This is a genomic window from Qipengyuania nanhaisediminis, from assembly GCF_045862805.1.
Taxonomy (GTDB): domain Bacteria; phylum Pseudomonadota; class Alphaproteobacteria; order Sphingomonadales; family Sphingomonadaceae; genus Erythrobacter; species Erythrobacter nanhaisediminis_A.
The window spans coordinates 1,364,853-1,378,628 of sequence record NZ_AP025760.1; the positions used below are offsets into that span (position 1 = coordinate 1,364,853).

The following is a 13,776-nucleotide window of genomic DNA, read 5'->3' on the forward strand; positions in this document are numbered from 1 at the left end:
TTCATTCTCGCCAGGCTTCGTAACGCAATAGGCTGTCATCGCGCGGATCGGTTGCGACAACCGTCATATTATCGCCTTTTACCGTAATCTCGGTCAGCCCGACGATCTTTTCCTTGCGGAAATAGGTTTCGCGATAGCGGTTGTCGCCGATGCGCTCAGCGGTGACCAGCGTCCCGCTCTCGCTGCCCTCGATCCTTGCCGGTTGGCCGCCTAATACCGCGCTCCACGAGCCGCCATTATAGGTGACGGTGAGCGTGTCTCCGGTGAGACTGTATGTCGTTCGCAAGGCAGCAGCGCTGATCTTGCCATAGCCAGCGAGCGACCATGTTCCGGACAAGGCGTGAGCACCAGCTGGCGCGTCGCTCTTGCGGGTCAGCTTGACTGTCCCCTCGGTGGGTTCATCGGCATCGAGGTTGACGAAGACCTGGGTCAGCGATTGCCCGTCCTCGCTCACGATCCAGGTTGCCCGGCCCATGTCTCGGCCCTTGAACCGCGCGGCGGACCGGACCGTAGAGGCATCGACAACCTCGAGCCGGACCGCATCGATGCCCGGCCGATCCACCTTCTGCCATTCGCCGTTGGCGATGTACGAATAGGGGGGAATGCAGCTGTTGCAGGCGAACACCCCATCAGCGAGGAGAAAGCTTGCATCGTTGTTTTTCGCTTGCGCACTGGATGGATCGGCAATCCAGGTCCCGGTGATTGTATCACCCGCTCGTGCATCAACCCTGGCCGAGCGATCACGGTCACAAGCTGCCGTCGGCAGTGTGAAAGCGAGTGCAAGCGCGGCAAAAGCTGAAGCCCTCATCACCATCCCGAACCCCTGTCTTGGCGAAAACCGTCGGGGCGATTTCCGCCGTCCCCGAAATCGCGAGACCGGATCAGGCCGGCGCGATTGCGGCAAGACATTTACGCCTGACATCGCCAATGTCCACGCCGCGGGTCGAAAAGATCGGCCTGTGGTGGTGCTGGCCCGGAAATGTCGGTGGCATAGGGCTGCGTGAGCGGCGCGATTGTGTCATGGACCGCGGCGTGTCTGCCTTTCTGCCAATTCTCGAAGTGCTCGGCGATATCCGGGCGGCGATGCGCGAACATGGTTGCGGTGTTCTTGTGGCTCCTCCGGGTGCCGGCAAGACGACAGCCGTCGCACCGGCCTTGCTCGGTGAAGCGTGGTGCGATGGCCAGATCATACTGACCTCGCCGCGCCGGGTTGCAGCGCGCGCAGCTGCCGAGCGCATGGCCGAGGCGCTGGGCGAAAAGCCAGGCCAGACGATCGGTTACATGACCCGCCTAGACACCAGGGTCTCGGCTGCGACCCGCGTGATCGTGATGACCGAAGCGATCCTCGTAAATCGCCTTGTCGGCGATCCCGAACTGCCCGGTGTCTCGGCAATTCTTTTCGACGAGGCGCATGAACGCCATCTCGACAGTGATCTCGGTCTCGCACTCGCACTCGAAACGCGCGCGATCCTGCGCGATGACCTGCGTGTTCTGGTCATGTCGGCGACGATCGACGGAGAACGGTTTGCGCAATTGCTGGGCGAGGGTGCACCGGTGATCGCCAGTGAAGGACGATCACATCCGCTCGCGATACGCTGGCTGGGATCGAACCCCTCGAGGCGGCTGGAGGACGAGGTCGCCGCGGCGGTGATGACCGCGTGGCGCGACGAAGTGGACGGCGATATCCTCGCTTTTCTTCCCGGGGTGGGCGAGATCGAGCGCACCCGCGAACGCATCGCGGCGCGGCTGCCTGATACGCCCGTGTTGGCGCTGCACGGCCAGGTCGAGCCGGCCGAACAGCGCGCTGCAATCCGGCGTGACCCGGATGGACGAAGGCGCATCGTGCTCGCAACCGCGATCGCCGAGACATCGCTCACGCTCGACGGGGTGAGAATAGTCGTTGATAGCGGCCTTGCGCGCTATGCCGAGTTCGATCGCGCGGCGGGAACGACGCGGCTTGTCACGCGCCGGGCGAGCCAGGCCGCAGCCGAACAAAGGGCTGGGCGCGCGGCGAGGCAGGCGGCAGGGGTCGCCTACCGATTGTGGGAGGAAGGCGGCCATCTTGGTCGACCGAAATTCGCCCCGCCCGAAATCGAGATCGCCGATTTGACGGGCCTCGTGCTCGACCTCGCCCGCTGGGGAACGAGCGACCTGGCCGACCTTGCCTGGCTCGATCCACCGCCCAAGGCTTCGATAGACAGGGCGCGCGCGGGGCTGGTGGCCATGGGCGCGCTCGATGCCGGCGGGCAGATCACTGCCTGGGGCGAACGAATCGCGCGGCTGCCGATCGATCCCATCTCAGCTGCCGCCGTGCTGTTCGGCGCGCAGAACGGTGAGGCTGACAGGGCGGCCGAACTGGTTGTCCTGATGCAGGAGCGCGGACTTGGTGGGCGCAGCGAAGATCTTATCGAGCGCCTGGCCGGCTGGCAGCGCGAACGGTCGAAACGCGCCGATGGAGCGCGCACGCTCGCAAGGCGCTGGTCCGACGCGGCGCGAAAAATGATCGATGGCGGCCCGCGCGAAGCGGGTGAGCACGCCAATCCGGGCGTGTTCCTCGCCAAGGCGAAACCCGATTTCCTTGCTCGTCGGCGTGGCCGGGACGGAGCAGACTGGCTCAGCGCAGGCGGCCGCGGCTTCGTCCTCGACCCGGCCTCGCCGCTCGCACGCAGCGAGTGGATCGTGATCGCTGACGCGCAAGGGCAGGCCAAGGGTGCGCGTATCACGGCTGGCGCTGCTTTGACCGCGCGAGATGTCGAGGACAATTTCGCTGACCGGATCGAGCAGTCCACGGTGCTGGCCTGGAACGAGACCGAGCAACGAGTCGAGGCGCGCCGCGAAAGGCGTCTCGGTGCGATCAAATTGGCAAGCGTGCCCGATCCCGCTCCCGATCCGCAGCAGGTTGTGGACATGCTGGTGGGAAAGGCACTGGAAAAGCTGGAGACGATGTTTCCGACGGGTTTCCTCGCACGCGCCCAATTTGCCGGTGTCGATGCCCTTTCACCCTCCATGCTGAAGCAGAATGCGGCCCAGTGGCTGGCCCCCATGCTGGAAGGACGGCGCGATTTGTCGTTTCCTCGCGAAAAAACCGCCGAGGCCGCGCTCCATCTGCTCGATTGGGAAAGCCGCAGAAAGTTGGACGAGGCTGCCCCGACGCACTTCGTTTCGCCGGCAGGGACGCGTCACGCAATCGATTATACAGGCGATGACGCCCCGTCGGTCGAGGTGCGCGTGCAAGCTCTGTTCGGGTTAGATCGCCATCCGATGATCGGGCGTACGCCGCTGCTCTGCAAGCTGACCAGCCCGGCAGGGCGCCCGATCCAGTCAACCCGCGATCTGCCAGGCTTCTGGCGCGGCAGCTGGGCCGATGTGGCAAAGGACATGAAGGGTCGCTATCCCAAGCATCGCTGGCCCGATGAGCCATGGCGCGAGGCACCAAGCCTCAAGACCAAAAACGCCTTCAATCGCGAACGCTAATCGACTAGATGCGCATCATGACCGCACGAATCTACCAGCAACCCAAAAATGCCATGCAGTCGGGCAAGGCCCGGACCGACACCTGGGTTCTCGAATTCGAACAGAGCGAAGCGCGCAAGCCCGACCCGTTGATGGGCTGGACGGGCAGCGGGGACACCCAGGCGCAGGTCAGGCTCAATTTCCCGAGCCTCGATGCGGCCAGGGCCTATGCGGACAAATATGGCATCGCCGCGCGCGTGCACGCTACGCCGCCAAAATCGCTGAAAATCCAGGCTTACGCCGACAATTTCCGCTAGTTGACCTGCTTTCTGGTCGACGGGTCTTCCGCCAACCAAAGCTCGCCTCGGTTCCAAGCGCTTTCGCAATCGGTTGCACCGCGCCTCGGATCCTCATCGAGAAGCGGGGTAGGAGTCATACCCGGACCTTGGAAGCGAGGATCATAGCATTCGCTGTCATTCGCCCACATCGACGATTTGTTATATCTGCAAAATGGGTTGAAAATTAGCAGACGCTCGCCATAGAGGGTTGCGGGAGTCGGGTGGACGTTTGCGTTCGCTCACCGGGTCAGGTCCGGAAGGAAGCAGCCCAGGTGAATTGCGACGGGTCGCTCGGCTCCTTTTTCCCTCATACTTGTGCATTGAGCGCCATGACAAACGCCCCGCGAGCGCGTAGCTAATCGTGCATGGGTGATTCACCGGAAAACACGGATACGCCTCCCTGGGAAGGGGAAGGCGTCAGCGAGCAGCAGCCGAGCGCGGCCGAACTCGAAGCGGCTGGCCAGAACTCGATGTTCGGCGATGCCCCGGACGAGACCGAACAGAAGCCTGCCGCCCCGCAAGCCGAGCCGGCGCCAGTTCCAACCGCAGATTCTCCGACTCCCGCCGCGAACCAGCCCTATCGGGTTCTCGCGCGCAAATACCGGCCGCAGACCTTTTCGGAACTGATCGGTCAGGACGCGATGGTGCGCACGCTGGGCAATGCTATCGCCCGCGATCGGCTCGCGCATGCCTTCCTGATGACAGGGGTGAGGGGGGTCGGCAAGACCTCGACTGCGCGTCTGATCGCCAAGGCGCTCAATTGCGTGGGGCCGGACGGGCAGGGCGGTCCGACCATCGATCCGTGCGGTCAGTGCGAGCCCTGCCAGGCCATCGCCGAGGGCCGCCATATCGACGTCATCGAGATGGACGCGGCATCGCACACCGGCGTTGATGATGTGCGCGATATCATCGAGCAGGTCCGCTATGCCGCGGTTTCGGCGCGCTACAAGATCTATATCATCGACGAGGTCCACATGCTCTCGCGCAACGCTTTCAACGCGTTGCTCAAGACGCTCGAGGAACCGCCGGCACACGTGAAGTTCCTCTTTGCCACTACCGAGGTCGAGAAGCTCCCGGTGACGGTTCTCAGCCGCACCCAGCGTTTCGACTTGCGGCGAATTCCTGCCGATCTTCTCGCTGCGCATTTCGCCCGCATTTGCGAGCAGGAAAATGTCGAAGCCGAAGAGGAAGCGCTGAAGATCATCGCCGCTGCCGCCGAAGGTTCGGTGCGCGATGGCCTGTCAATCCTGGATCAGGCGATTGCCCATGCCGACATGGATGCCGGCGGCCAGGTCAGCGCCCAGCGCGTGCGGGACATGCTCGGCCTCGCAGACAAGAGCGCGCAGCGCCGCGTGCTCGCCCATCTGCTCGAAGGCGATGCCAAGGCTCTTCTGGCAGGGATCGACGAACAATATGCGCTCGGGGTCGAGCCGCTCGCCCTGATGCGCGCGATGATGGATCTGGTCCACCGGATTACCGTCGCGCAGATATCCGGCAGCGATCCCGATGCGCCGAGCGAGGAAGAGCGCACCGCACTCGGAGAGTTCGCAAGCAAGCTCGGCGCCGCCGAATTGCACCGCTTGTGGCAATTGCTGCTCAAGGGGCACGATGAAGTCCGCGCCGCTCCCGATCCGCTGGTCTCGCTGCAAATGGCGCTGCTTCGCGTGATGCATGCCAGCCAGCTGCCCGATCCCGGAAAGCTTGCAAGGCGCATCGAAGAAATCGCCAAGAACGGTCCGGCTCCCGCAAACGCTCCGACGGCACAAGGCGAAGCCACATCGCCTACGGCCAGTTCCAGCTTTCCCAGCGATACCCAGCTGGAATGGGGCGCGCTGGTCGACCAGGTCGATGCCAGTGGCCAATTGCGTGTAGCCCAGATGATGCGGGACCGCGTGCGGGTTATAGAACTCACGCCCGAACGACTCGTCTTCGAACAGGCCGACAATTATCCCGATGACCCCGCGCCGGAAATCAGGGATGCCCTGTTCAAGCTCACCGGCAAGCGCTGGCTCGTCGAAAAGGGCGCGGGCAATGCACAGCCGAGCCTGCGCGAAGCCGAGGAAGCCGAGGCCAAGGCCGCGCGCGAGCGGATCGAAGCGCACCCGCTGGTAAAGGCTGCGCGCGAGGCATTCCCCGATGCCGAACTGATCGAACCCAATGACAATGTCGCCCGCGCCGCTGCGGCGCGTGGCTGACGGCACACTTCAAGAGAAAGGACCCCCGCGATGAAATCGATGGAAGAGATGATGGCCGCCGCCCAGCAGGCCGCCGAAACGATCCAGAACCAGATGAGCGACATGCAGGTGACGCTCGACAATATCGAGGTGGAAGGCAGCGCCGGCGGCGGGCTCGTGAAAGTGCGGGCAACTGCCAAGGGCCGCATTCTCGGCGTACAGATCGACGACAGCCTGATGGTCAAGGAAGAAAAGAACATCGTCGAGGACCTCGTCACCGCCGCCTTCAACGACGCACGCGACAAGGCCGACCGGGTTTCGGCTGAAAAGATGAAGGAAATGCAGAGCGGGATGGGCTTGCCGCCGGGCTTCAACCTGCCGGGCATGGGTTGATCGCCGCGCGGCTGTTTCGCCGCGTCCACAGCTTCCTGAAGCCGGCCATTGCGAGCAGGGGAAGGGCTACCCATATCTTCGCGAAACGGCGCGCCCTGATGGTGGCCACGGACCCTAATTATGACACAGACCTTCCCCCTTCTTCCCCTTCGCGACATCGTCGTCTTTCCGGGCATGGTGGTCCCGCTTTTCGTCGGGCGCGACAAGTCGGTCGCGGCGCTCGAAGCCGCAATGGAAGCGAGCAAGGACATCTTCCTTCTCGCCCAGCTCGATCCGGGCACCGACGATCCGGAGGGCGATGACCTGTACGACACCGGCGTGATCGCCCAGGTGCTGCAGATGCTCAAACTGCCCGATGGCACGGTGCGCGTGCTCGTCGAAGGGGCGGCGCGCGCAACGCTGTCCGGCCTGCACGCCGAAGATGGCTATGTCCTTGCAGAGGTCGAAAACGCCGAGGAAGAGACAGTCGCAGGGAGCGAGGTCACCGCCTTGATGCGCCAGGTGGTCGACCAGTTCGGCGAATATGCAAAGCTCAACAAGAAGATGGGCGAGGAGACCAATGTCGACCTCACCGATGTCGACGATGCCGGCCAGTTGGCTGACACCATCGCTGCCGCGATCAACGCCAAGGTCTCGGACAAGCAATCGATCCTGACCGAAGCCAATCCGCTCAAGCGTCTCGAACTGGTCATGGCCTTCATGGAAGGCGAGCTTTCGGTGCTTCAGGTCGAGCGCAAGATCCGCGGGCGCGTGAAGCGCCAGATGGAAAAGACCCAGCGCGAATATTACCTCAACGAGCAGTTGAAGGCGATCCAGTCCGAACTCGGCGGATCGGACGATGGCGAGGGCGACGAGATCGCCGAGCTGACCGAGAAGATCGAGAAGACCAAGCTATCCAAAGAAGCCAAGGCCAAGGCCAATGCCGAGCTGAAGAAGCTCAAGGGCATGCAGCCGATGAGCGCCGAGGCGACAGTCATCCGCAATTATCTCGATGTGCTGCTCGGCCTCCCATGGGGCAAGAAGAGCCGGGTCAAGAAGGACATCGGCAAGGCGCAGGCTATCCTCGATGCCGATCACTATGCTCTTGAAAAGGTGAAAGACCGGATCATCGAATATCTCGCCGTGCAGGCACGGACCAACAAGCTCAAGGGCCCGATCCTGTGCCTTGTCGGCCCGCCGGGTGTCGGCAAGACCAGCCTCGGCAAGTCGATCGCAAAGGCGACCGGCCGCGAATTCGTGCGCCAGTCGCTGGGCGGCGTGCGCGACGAGGCCGAGATCCGCGGCCACCGCCGGACCTATATCGGTTCGATGCCGGGCAAGATCGTCAACAATCTGAAGAAGGCCGGGACCAGCAATCCGCTGTTCCTGCTCGACGAGATCGACAAGCTCGGACAGGACTTCCGCGGCGATCCCGCCTCGGCGCTGCTCGAGGTGCTCGATCCCGAACAGAACAACAAATTCCAGGACCACTATCTCGAGCTCGATCTCGACCTGTCGAACATCATGTTCGTGACCACCGCGAACAGTCTCGACCTGCCACAGCCGCTGCTCGACCGGATGGAGATCATCCGGCTGGAAGGTTATACCGAGGACGAGAAGGTCGAGATCGCCAAGCGTCACCTGATCGCCAAGCAGGTGGAATCGCATGGGCTCAAGGATGGCGAGTTCGAACTGACCGAAGCGGGCCTGCGCGACCTGATCCGCTATTATACCCGCGAAGCAGGCGTGCGGACACTTGAACGCGAGATCGCGCGGCTTGCGCGCAAGACCCTGCGCAAGATTCTCGAGAAAGAGGCGACATCGATCACGATCACGCCCGAAAATCTCGGCGAATTTGCCGGTGTGCGCAAGTTCAAGCACGGCATGGGCGAGGACGAGGCGCAAGTCGGCGCGGTCACGGGTCTTGCCTGGACCAGCGTGGGCGGCGAATTGCTGACTATCGAAAGCGTCACCACCCCTGGCAAGGGCGAGATCAAGACAACCGGCAAGCTCGGCGACGTGATGAACGAAAGCGTCGCGGCGGCATTTTCCTTCGTGAAGGCGCGCGCGCCCGGCTACGGCATCAAGCCGTCGATCTTCCAGCGCAAAAACGTCCATATCCACTTGCCCGAAGGCGCCGTCCCCAAGGACGGGCCGAGCGCAGGCATCGGCATGGTCACCTCGATCGTATCGACCCTGACAGGCGCAGCGGTGCGGCCCGATATCGCCATGACGGGCGAGGTCACCTTGCGCGGCCGGGTGCTGGCCATCGGCGGGCTCAAGGAAAAACTCCTCGCAGCGCTTCGCGGAGGGATCGGGACGGTTCTGATACCTGATGAAAACGTCAAGGATCTGGCCGAGATACCCGCCAATGTTAAGGAAGGGCTCGAGATCATACCTGTCAGCCATGTCGACCAGGTTCTCGAACACGCCCTGGTCGAAATGCCTGCCCCGATCGAATGGACCGAGGCCGACGACCTTGCCTCGCAACCCGATCATCACAAGACCGGGTCGACGCTCGAAGGGCCGGACGCTCCGACAGCACATTGAGCGGCGCAGCGTGGTTGCGAATCGTCATCGGACCGACAGGTCCGGCGGCGGGGGTCCGCGCACGGTTGTGCGTCGTCATCGGCTGAAGTCGTCAGGCGGAAGCGGCAATTCGTCGCAAATGCGATCCGCGAGCATGAAGTTCGCGCGAATTCGCCGGTTTTACCTTTGACAGCTTTCGCAAAAACGTCTCAATCTACGTGCTTTCGGGCAGGCGATTCACCGAAATCGATAGCAAAGAGAACGAGGGGGTTCCCAGATGAACAAGAACGAGCTGACCAGTGCAGTTGCCGAAACCAGTGGTCTTTCGAAAAGCGATGCCTCGAACGCTGTTGAAGCAGTGTTCGACACGATCCAGAAAGCGCTCGCAAACGGCGACGAAGTCCGCCTGGTCGGGTTCGGCACCTTTTCGGTCGCCAAGCGCAAGGAATCGACCGGTCGCAATCCGCGCACCGGCGAACCGATGACGATCAAGGCGTCAAATCAGCCGAAGTTCAAGGCCGGCAAGGGCCTCAAGGACGCGGTCAACTGAGCGTAATCAACTGCTGAACTCGGCGCGACGCCTTGCGCCAGAGATAGAATTGGGCCCCGCCAGCTTAAATGCTGGCGGGGCTTTTTCGTGGCGTCCGTCGATCGCCCCGCTATCCTGAGCACCGGGTCAGCGCGACAGGTCGACCAGTGCGGTCGGTGCAGCCGACGTGCGCGGCGAAATGTCCCAGGTCAGGACTTCTCCGCGAGAAGTGGAAACCGGCCCCTCATCTGTGTTGTTGGCCCGAATGACGCCGTTCGTCACGATTGTGAAGCGCCCTTCGATCGCGGGGAATTCGGGCATGTCACGCCCATTTTCGCCGGACGATGCCTGACCCATTGCAGCCAGTCCAGCCATGCCGCCCAAGCCGGAAAGCGCGCCCATCGGCCCGCTCTCATTGCCGGCTGAAAAGCCCGGCGCGTTGACTCTCACGAGGTCGCCATCGCGCAGGACGATCTGGACGAACGGATTGGCGCTGGGGAACCCCTCGATGGTTGGAAACAGGAAATCGTGGCTCAGCTCGCCGCTGACCGAATAGCGCACGTCGAACACGCCATCGCCCTTGTCGATGATCCGTTCCCAGCCTCTCTGGCGTTCAAGAAGGCGCACGAGCTGCGCGCTGGCTTCGGGATCGCTGGGATCGATTCCTCCCATCATCGCGGCCATCTGGCTGGCTTGCATCGTGGCCTCTGCGGCGCGCGCTTCGGCGCCGGCTTCCCAGGCCGCGCGCTGGCCGGCTAGTTCATTGGCGGAGCATCGCCGCTCCTCACCCGTCCCGTCAACGTAACAGGGCTGTTCCTTGAATGCCTCGTTCGCTGCGCCCATCGAGGCGAGCTTCGACAGGCCGAGGAAAAAGATCTCGCCGTCATAGGTGAAGGTGAACCGGTCCTCATCGATCAGGACCAGCTCGGACGTGAACTTGCCCGGGGTCACCAGGCAGCCTGTCAGCAGGAGTGACAGGCTGGCTAGCAGCACGCAGGCCGCTTTGCGGGAAATGGTGCCAGGGTGCATCACGCGTCTCCTTTGTTGCGAGTCGCGGCAGCGTACAACGAAATTGCTGCTGCATTCGAAACGTTCAGGCTTTCGATCGCGGAACTGATCGGCAATCTGGCAAGGGCATCGCAGTGCGATGCGATATTCTGCCGCAATCCTTCGCCCTCTGCGCCGAGCACGATCGCCATCGCTCCTTTCGGCATGGCTTCGGCGAGCGTTGCGTCGGCTTCGCCGGCCATGCCGATGCGCCAGTAACCCGCTTCAGCCAGTTCATCGAGCGCGCGGGCGAGATTGACCACACGAACCCAAGGAACGGTCTCAAGAGCGCCCGAGGCGGACTTGGCGACGACCCCGCTTTCGGGCGGGGCGTGGCGGTCCTGGGTGACGATACAGGCGGCTCCGAATGCCGCGGCCGAACGCAGGATGGCCCCGACATTGTGCGGATCGGTAACCTGGTCGAGCACCACGACAGGAGCATCGGGGTCGCCGGTCGCCACGGTGTCGAGGTAGCAGTCCTCGAGCGCTGCACATTCCAGCACCAGCCCCTGGTGCGGTGCATCGCGCGCGACCAGCCGGGCAAGATCCTGCACATCGGCATATTCGACCGGGAAATCGGGCGGGAGTTCGCCGTCGAGCGATTCGATCGCCTCGCGCGTTGCCCACAACTTGCGATGTTGGCGCTCGGGATTCTTGAGCGCGGCCTCCACCGGATGGCGTCCCCACAACCGCACCTGTCCGGGGGATGCACGTCCCGAACCGCGGCCACCCTTCATTCGTCCCGCGCGTCCGCGCAGTGCGCGCTTGCGGTCAGCCTTTGCCATTTCGTTTCTCGCTTTTGATCGTCTTGTGCGCTCCCCTGCCAGCACCCCCATTGACAGGCAAGCGCGGCTTCGCCAAAGGGGCGCCTCTCGGCAGCAGGGCCCCAGGCCCGCGCTCGCTTCTGAAGCGCTGAAAAGCGCGTCGACAGACAGCCCTTGTGTGGACAGGTGGCCGAGTGGTTAAAGGCAGCAGACTGTAAATCTGCCCGCGCAAGCGTACGCTGGTTCGAATCCAGCCCTGTCCACCACCGGCCTTTCCGAAGATGGTACCGATTCGCCCGGACGGGCGCAAAACCCCAAGCATTTGCTGACACTTGCGCGCGTCCGGTCGCTCCGGGACGATTAGGGCCGTATTCCGATTCTTGTTTCCATTCGCTAAAATTCCGGGAAAAATACGGGGAACGAATTAGCAACAGGAGGCCCGGAATGCCGCTTACTCAATCCGCGATTCAGAAAGCAAACAAGCGCCGCAAGTATGCCGATGGGCGAGGTCTGTTTCTCTCGGTCAGCGCTAACAAGCGCAAGACGTGGGTGTTTTGCTATCGTTTTCCCGATCCAGTGGCGAAGCGCGGCTATCGGGAGCGCGAGATGGGGCTGGGTTCTATTGACCACATGGACCTAGAGGTGGCCCGCCGTGAAGTCATGGCGCTGCGGGAGCAGGTTCGTGACGGGATTGACCCGCTAGAGGAGCGGCGATCCGGCTCCGGCAGCGCTATTCGCCGCCAACCGGGGCGCACGTTTAGGGAGGTCGCCGAACGCCTGATCGAGATCAAGCGTCCGGGGTGGACGGAGAACGGGCGAAGTGAACAGGCGTGGCGCACGTCGCTTGAGAACCACGCCTATCCGTTGATCGGCGACAAGGACGTGGCTGATGTCACAATGTTCGATGTCCGCGATTTGTTGCTGAAGATTTGGACGCAAAACAACATTATGGCTCAGCGTCTTCAAAACCGGATTCATGCCGTGATGACGCTTGCCGCCGTTGAGCAATTGCGTCCTGATGAAAACCCTGCCGACCGCAAGAAGCTCCTCCTCATGCTACCGGAGCACGTCCACGAGGAAACTCCGCAAGCTGCGATGCCCTATTCAGATTTGCCGGATTTCATCACAGACCTTCGGGAGGAGGAGGGTGTTGCGCCGCGCGCGCTGGAATTCACGATCCTGACCGCTGTTCGGACGGGCGACACGATTGGCGCAACATGGGATGAGATTGATCTAGAGGGTCGCGAGTGGATAATTCCCGCCGCTCGCATGAAAGGCAAGAAGTCTCGCAAGAAGCTGCCTGACCATCGCATCCCGCTTACTGATCGATTGGTTAAGTTGATCGAGACGCTACCAAGGGAAGATGGCAATCCGTTTGTATTCATCTCGAAAACGCGCAGCGGCAAGGGATTGTCGAACATGGCGATGCTGAAACTTCTCAAACAAGATATGGCGCGCCCGGACGCTACCGTTCACGGCTTCCGGTCCACGTTCCGCGATTGGGCGGCTGAGGAAACTCACCATCCGGACTATGTGGCCGAAAAGGCCCTAGCTCACGCGATCAAGAGTCATGTCGAGGCCGCTTATCGGCGCGGCGATCTTTTCGACAAGCGCCGTGATCTGATGGAGGATTGGTCGGCATATTGTGATGGCCGTTTGCCGCTTCGTAGCGTGGAAGTGCGCGATGCTGCCTGATTGGGACTTTGATGGCGATGAAGTGAAGCGTCGAGAATTCATCGGCTGGGTTAATTCCGAGCTAGACCAGCTCGCCGTCATGACAACGGAGCGCTTCATTCCGGACAGCGATCCACCGGAAGATTGGCTAGAGGCAGCGCGCTATTCGCGCTCACTCCAGAAACCAGTGGGTCGGCCCTCCGAAACCGACGCGCGAAAAGTGGCAGACGGTATGGATGCTGCGATCGCTGACTACATTCTAATCAAACACATCTTCCAAAATTGCTGGCCCGGTCGCAATAGGTCGTTGAATGACAAAGCCAGCGCGGAGCGCATTGCCGTCAACAGAAATTGGCGGGAGATGAGAGAGGTCGCGAAGGATAGTGATTGGTCAGCGGCCCATACCTCAGAGGCTGATGCCCGAGAGGCGCACGAAATTGAGAAAGCTGAGCGGCTCCAACGCGAATGGCGGAAATGGAAGGAACGTCCGGGGCGGCGGATGGGAAACGATGATGTCGCCTTCCTCACGAAGCTACGCCAGCGACATAACTGAAAATTAATTTTGGGGGGAAAGGCGAGAGCGCCCCGATCCGCTCTGATTGGTCCCGACGCGAACGAGAGCGTCGAAGCGAAAGGACCGATCAATGGCACAGACAATCATTCGCCCCGGCCCGCTGATGAAGGAGCTTGGCGTAACGCGCCACGGCCTCAAGATCATGCGCGAGCGCAAGGGTTTTCCCGATCCGATCCAACTAGGGGAGCGTAGCGTTGGCTATATCCGCGACGAGGTCGATGCTTGGCTAGAGGAGCGGAAAGCCGAGCGCGATGCCGCTTGAGCGTGAGGAGCCGCCATTTAGCGGCCGATTCGTGATTATCGAGCCGGTGGGGCAGTCCTA

At 62.2% G+C, this 13,776-nt stretch carries 12 protein-coding genes, 1 tRNA gene and 1 other RNA gene; 11 read left to right on the forward strand and 3 right to left on the reverse strand.

Features of this window, described 5'->3' with window-relative positions; all coding sequences use genetic code 11:
- Position 1 precedes the first annotated feature (1 nt).
- Positions 2-808, reverse strand: a complete 807-nt coding sequence (locus tag ACKTSM_RS06605; protein ID WP_407873869.1) for a hypothetical protein — start codon at positions 806-808, stop codon at positions 2-4.
- Between the two features lie 212 nt (positions 809-1,020).
- Here ACKTSM_RS06605 and hrpB point away from each other — a divergent pair, with 212 nt between their 5' ends.
- From hrpB to ACKTSM_RS06640, 7 genes are all read left to right on the forward strand, one after another.
- Positions 1,021-3,474: an ATP-dependent helicase HrpB gene (gene hrpB / locus ACKTSM_RS06610; RefSeq protein WP_407876330.1), complete on the forward strand. Its 2,454-nt coding sequence runs from the start codon at positions 1,021-1,023 to the stop codon at positions 3,472-3,474.
- 17 nt (positions 3,475-3,491) lie between these two features.
- Complete coding sequence (locus ACKTSM_RS06615) at positions 3,492-3,770, forward strand: ETC complex I subunit (protein ID WP_407873870.1); 279 nt, start codon at positions 3,492-3,494, stop codon at positions 3,768-3,770.
- A gap of 231 nt (positions 3,771-4,001) precedes the next feature.
- An RNA gene (ffs, locus tag ACKTSM_RS06620) (signal recognition particle sRNA small type) lies at positions 4,002-4,096 on the forward strand.
- Between the two features lie 60 nt (positions 4,097-4,156).
- Complete coding sequence (locus tag ACKTSM_RS06625; RefSeq protein WP_407873871.1) at positions 4,157-5,986, forward strand: DNA polymerase III subunit gamma/tau; 1,830 nt, start codon at positions 4,157-4,159, stop codon at positions 5,984-5,986.
- A gap of 30 nt (positions 5,987-6,016) precedes the next feature.
- Positions 6,017-6,358 carry a YbaB/EbfC family nucleoid-associated protein gene (locus ACKTSM_RS06630; RefSeq protein ID WP_407873872.1) on the forward strand — a complete coding sequence of 114 codons (342 nt, stop codon included), beginning with the start codon at positions 6,017-6,019 and terminating at the stop codon, positions 6,356-6,358.
- 120 nt (positions 6,359-6,478) lie between these two features.
- Entirely contained in the window at positions 6,479-8,887 is a 2,409-nt protein-coding gene (lon, locus tag ACKTSM_RS06635) for an endopeptidase La (protein ID WP_407873873.1), read from the forward strand.
- 256 nt (positions 8,888-9,143) lie between these two features.
- Positions 9,144-9,416, forward strand: coding sequence for an HU family DNA-binding protein (locus ACKTSM_RS06640; RefSeq protein ID WP_407873874.1), 273 nt, complete (start codon positions 9,144-9,146; stop codon positions 9,414-9,416).
- 126 nt (positions 9,417-9,542) lie between these two features.
- Here the strand turns inward: ACKTSM_RS06640 and ACKTSM_RS06645 are convergent, their stop codons facing one another.
- On the reverse strand, positions 9,543-10,424 hold the full coding sequence (locus ACKTSM_RS06645) for a hypothetical protein (RefSeq protein WP_407873875.1): 882 nt from the start codon (positions 10,422-10,424) through the stop codon (positions 9,543-9,545).
- Positions 10,424-11,227 (reverse strand): 23S rRNA (guanosine(2251)-2'-O)-methyltransferase RlmB, encoded by an 804-nt coding sequence (gene rlmB, locus ACKTSM_RS06650; RefSeq protein ID WP_407873876.1) that lies wholly within the window; start codon positions 11,225-11,227, stop codon positions 10,424-10,426. Before rlmB ends, ACKTSM_RS06645 begins: the two co-directional genes overlap by 1 nt.
- Positions 11,228-11,386: 159 nt before the next feature.
- On the opposite strand from rlmB, the gene ACKTSM_RS06655 reads away from it, so the two are divergent.
- From ACKTSM_RS06655 to ACKTSM_RS06670, 4 genes are all read left to right on the forward strand, one after another.
- Positions 11,387-11,472 (forward strand) — tRNA-Tyr (locus ACKTSM_RS06655).
- 178 nt (positions 11,473-11,650) lie between these two features.
- Positions 11,651-12,901: a tyrosine-type recombinase/integrase gene (locus ACKTSM_RS06660; RefSeq protein ID WP_407873877.1), complete on the forward strand. Its 1,251-nt coding sequence runs from the start codon at positions 11,651-11,653 to the stop codon at positions 12,899-12,901.
- Positions 12,891-13,433, forward strand: a complete 543-nt coding sequence (locus tag ACKTSM_RS06665; RefSeq protein WP_407873878.1) for a hypothetical protein — start codon at positions 12,891-12,893, stop codon at positions 13,431-13,433. The genes ACKTSM_RS06660 and ACKTSM_RS06665 overlap by 11 nt, the downstream gene beginning before the upstream one ends.
- Positions 13,434-13,524: 91 nt before the next feature.
- Positions 13,525-13,716, forward strand: a complete 192-nt coding sequence (locus ACKTSM_RS06670; RefSeq protein WP_407873879.1) for a helix-turn-helix transcriptional regulator — start codon at positions 13,525-13,527, stop codon at positions 13,714-13,716.
- The last annotated feature ends 60 nt before the right edge of the window (positions 13,717-13,776 follow it).

Bases quoted from the DNA above. Each gene is read 5' to 3' on its own strand.
- ACKTSM_RS06660 (WP_407873877.1), top strand. From the start codon at position 11,651: ATGCCGCTTACTCAATCCGCGATTCAGAAAGCAAACAAGCGCCGCAAG.
- rlmB (WP_407873876.1), bottom strand. From the start codon at position 11,227: ATGGCAAAGGCTGACCGCAAGCGCGCACTGCGCGGACGCGCGGGACGA.
- lon (WP_407873873.1), top strand. From the start codon at position 6,479: ATGACACAGACCTTCCCCCTTCTTCCCCTTCGCGACATCGTCGTCTTT.
- ACKTSM_RS06605 (WP_407873869.1), bottom strand. From the start codon at position 808: ATGAGGGCTTCAGCTTTTGCCGCGCTTGCACTCGCTTTCACACTGCCG.
- ACKTSM_RS06670 (WP_407873879.1), top strand. From the start codon at position 13,525: ATGGCACAGACAATCATTCGCCCCGGCCCGCTGATGAAGGAGCTTGGC.
- ACKTSM_RS06665 (WP_407873878.1), top strand. From the start codon at position 12,891: ATGCTGCCTGATTGGGACTTTGATGGCGATGAAGTGAAGCGTCGAGAA.
- ACKTSM_RS06645 (WP_407873875.1), bottom strand. From the start codon at position 10,424: ATGCACCCTGGCACCATTTCCCGCAAAGCGGCCTGCGTGCTGCTAGCC.
- ACKTSM_RS06630 (WP_407873872.1), top strand. From the start codon at position 6,017: ATGAAATCGATGGAAGAGATGATGGCCGCCGCCCAGCAGGCCGCCGAA.
- ACKTSM_RS06640 (WP_407873874.1), top strand. From the start codon at position 9,144: ATGAACAAGAACGAGCTGACCAGTGCAGTTGCCGAAACCAGTGGTCTT.
- ACKTSM_RS06615 (WP_407873870.1), top strand. From the start codon at position 3,492: ATGACCGCACGAATCTACCAGCAACCCAAAAATGCCATGCAGTCGGGC.
- ACKTSM_RS06625 (WP_407873871.1), top strand. From the start codon at position 4,157: ATGGGTGATTCACCGGAAAACACGGATACGCCTCCCTGGGAAGGGGAA.
- hrpB (WP_407876330.1), top strand. From the start codon at position 1,021: ATGGACCGCGGCGTGTCTGCCTTTCTGCCAATTCTCGAAGTGCTCGGC.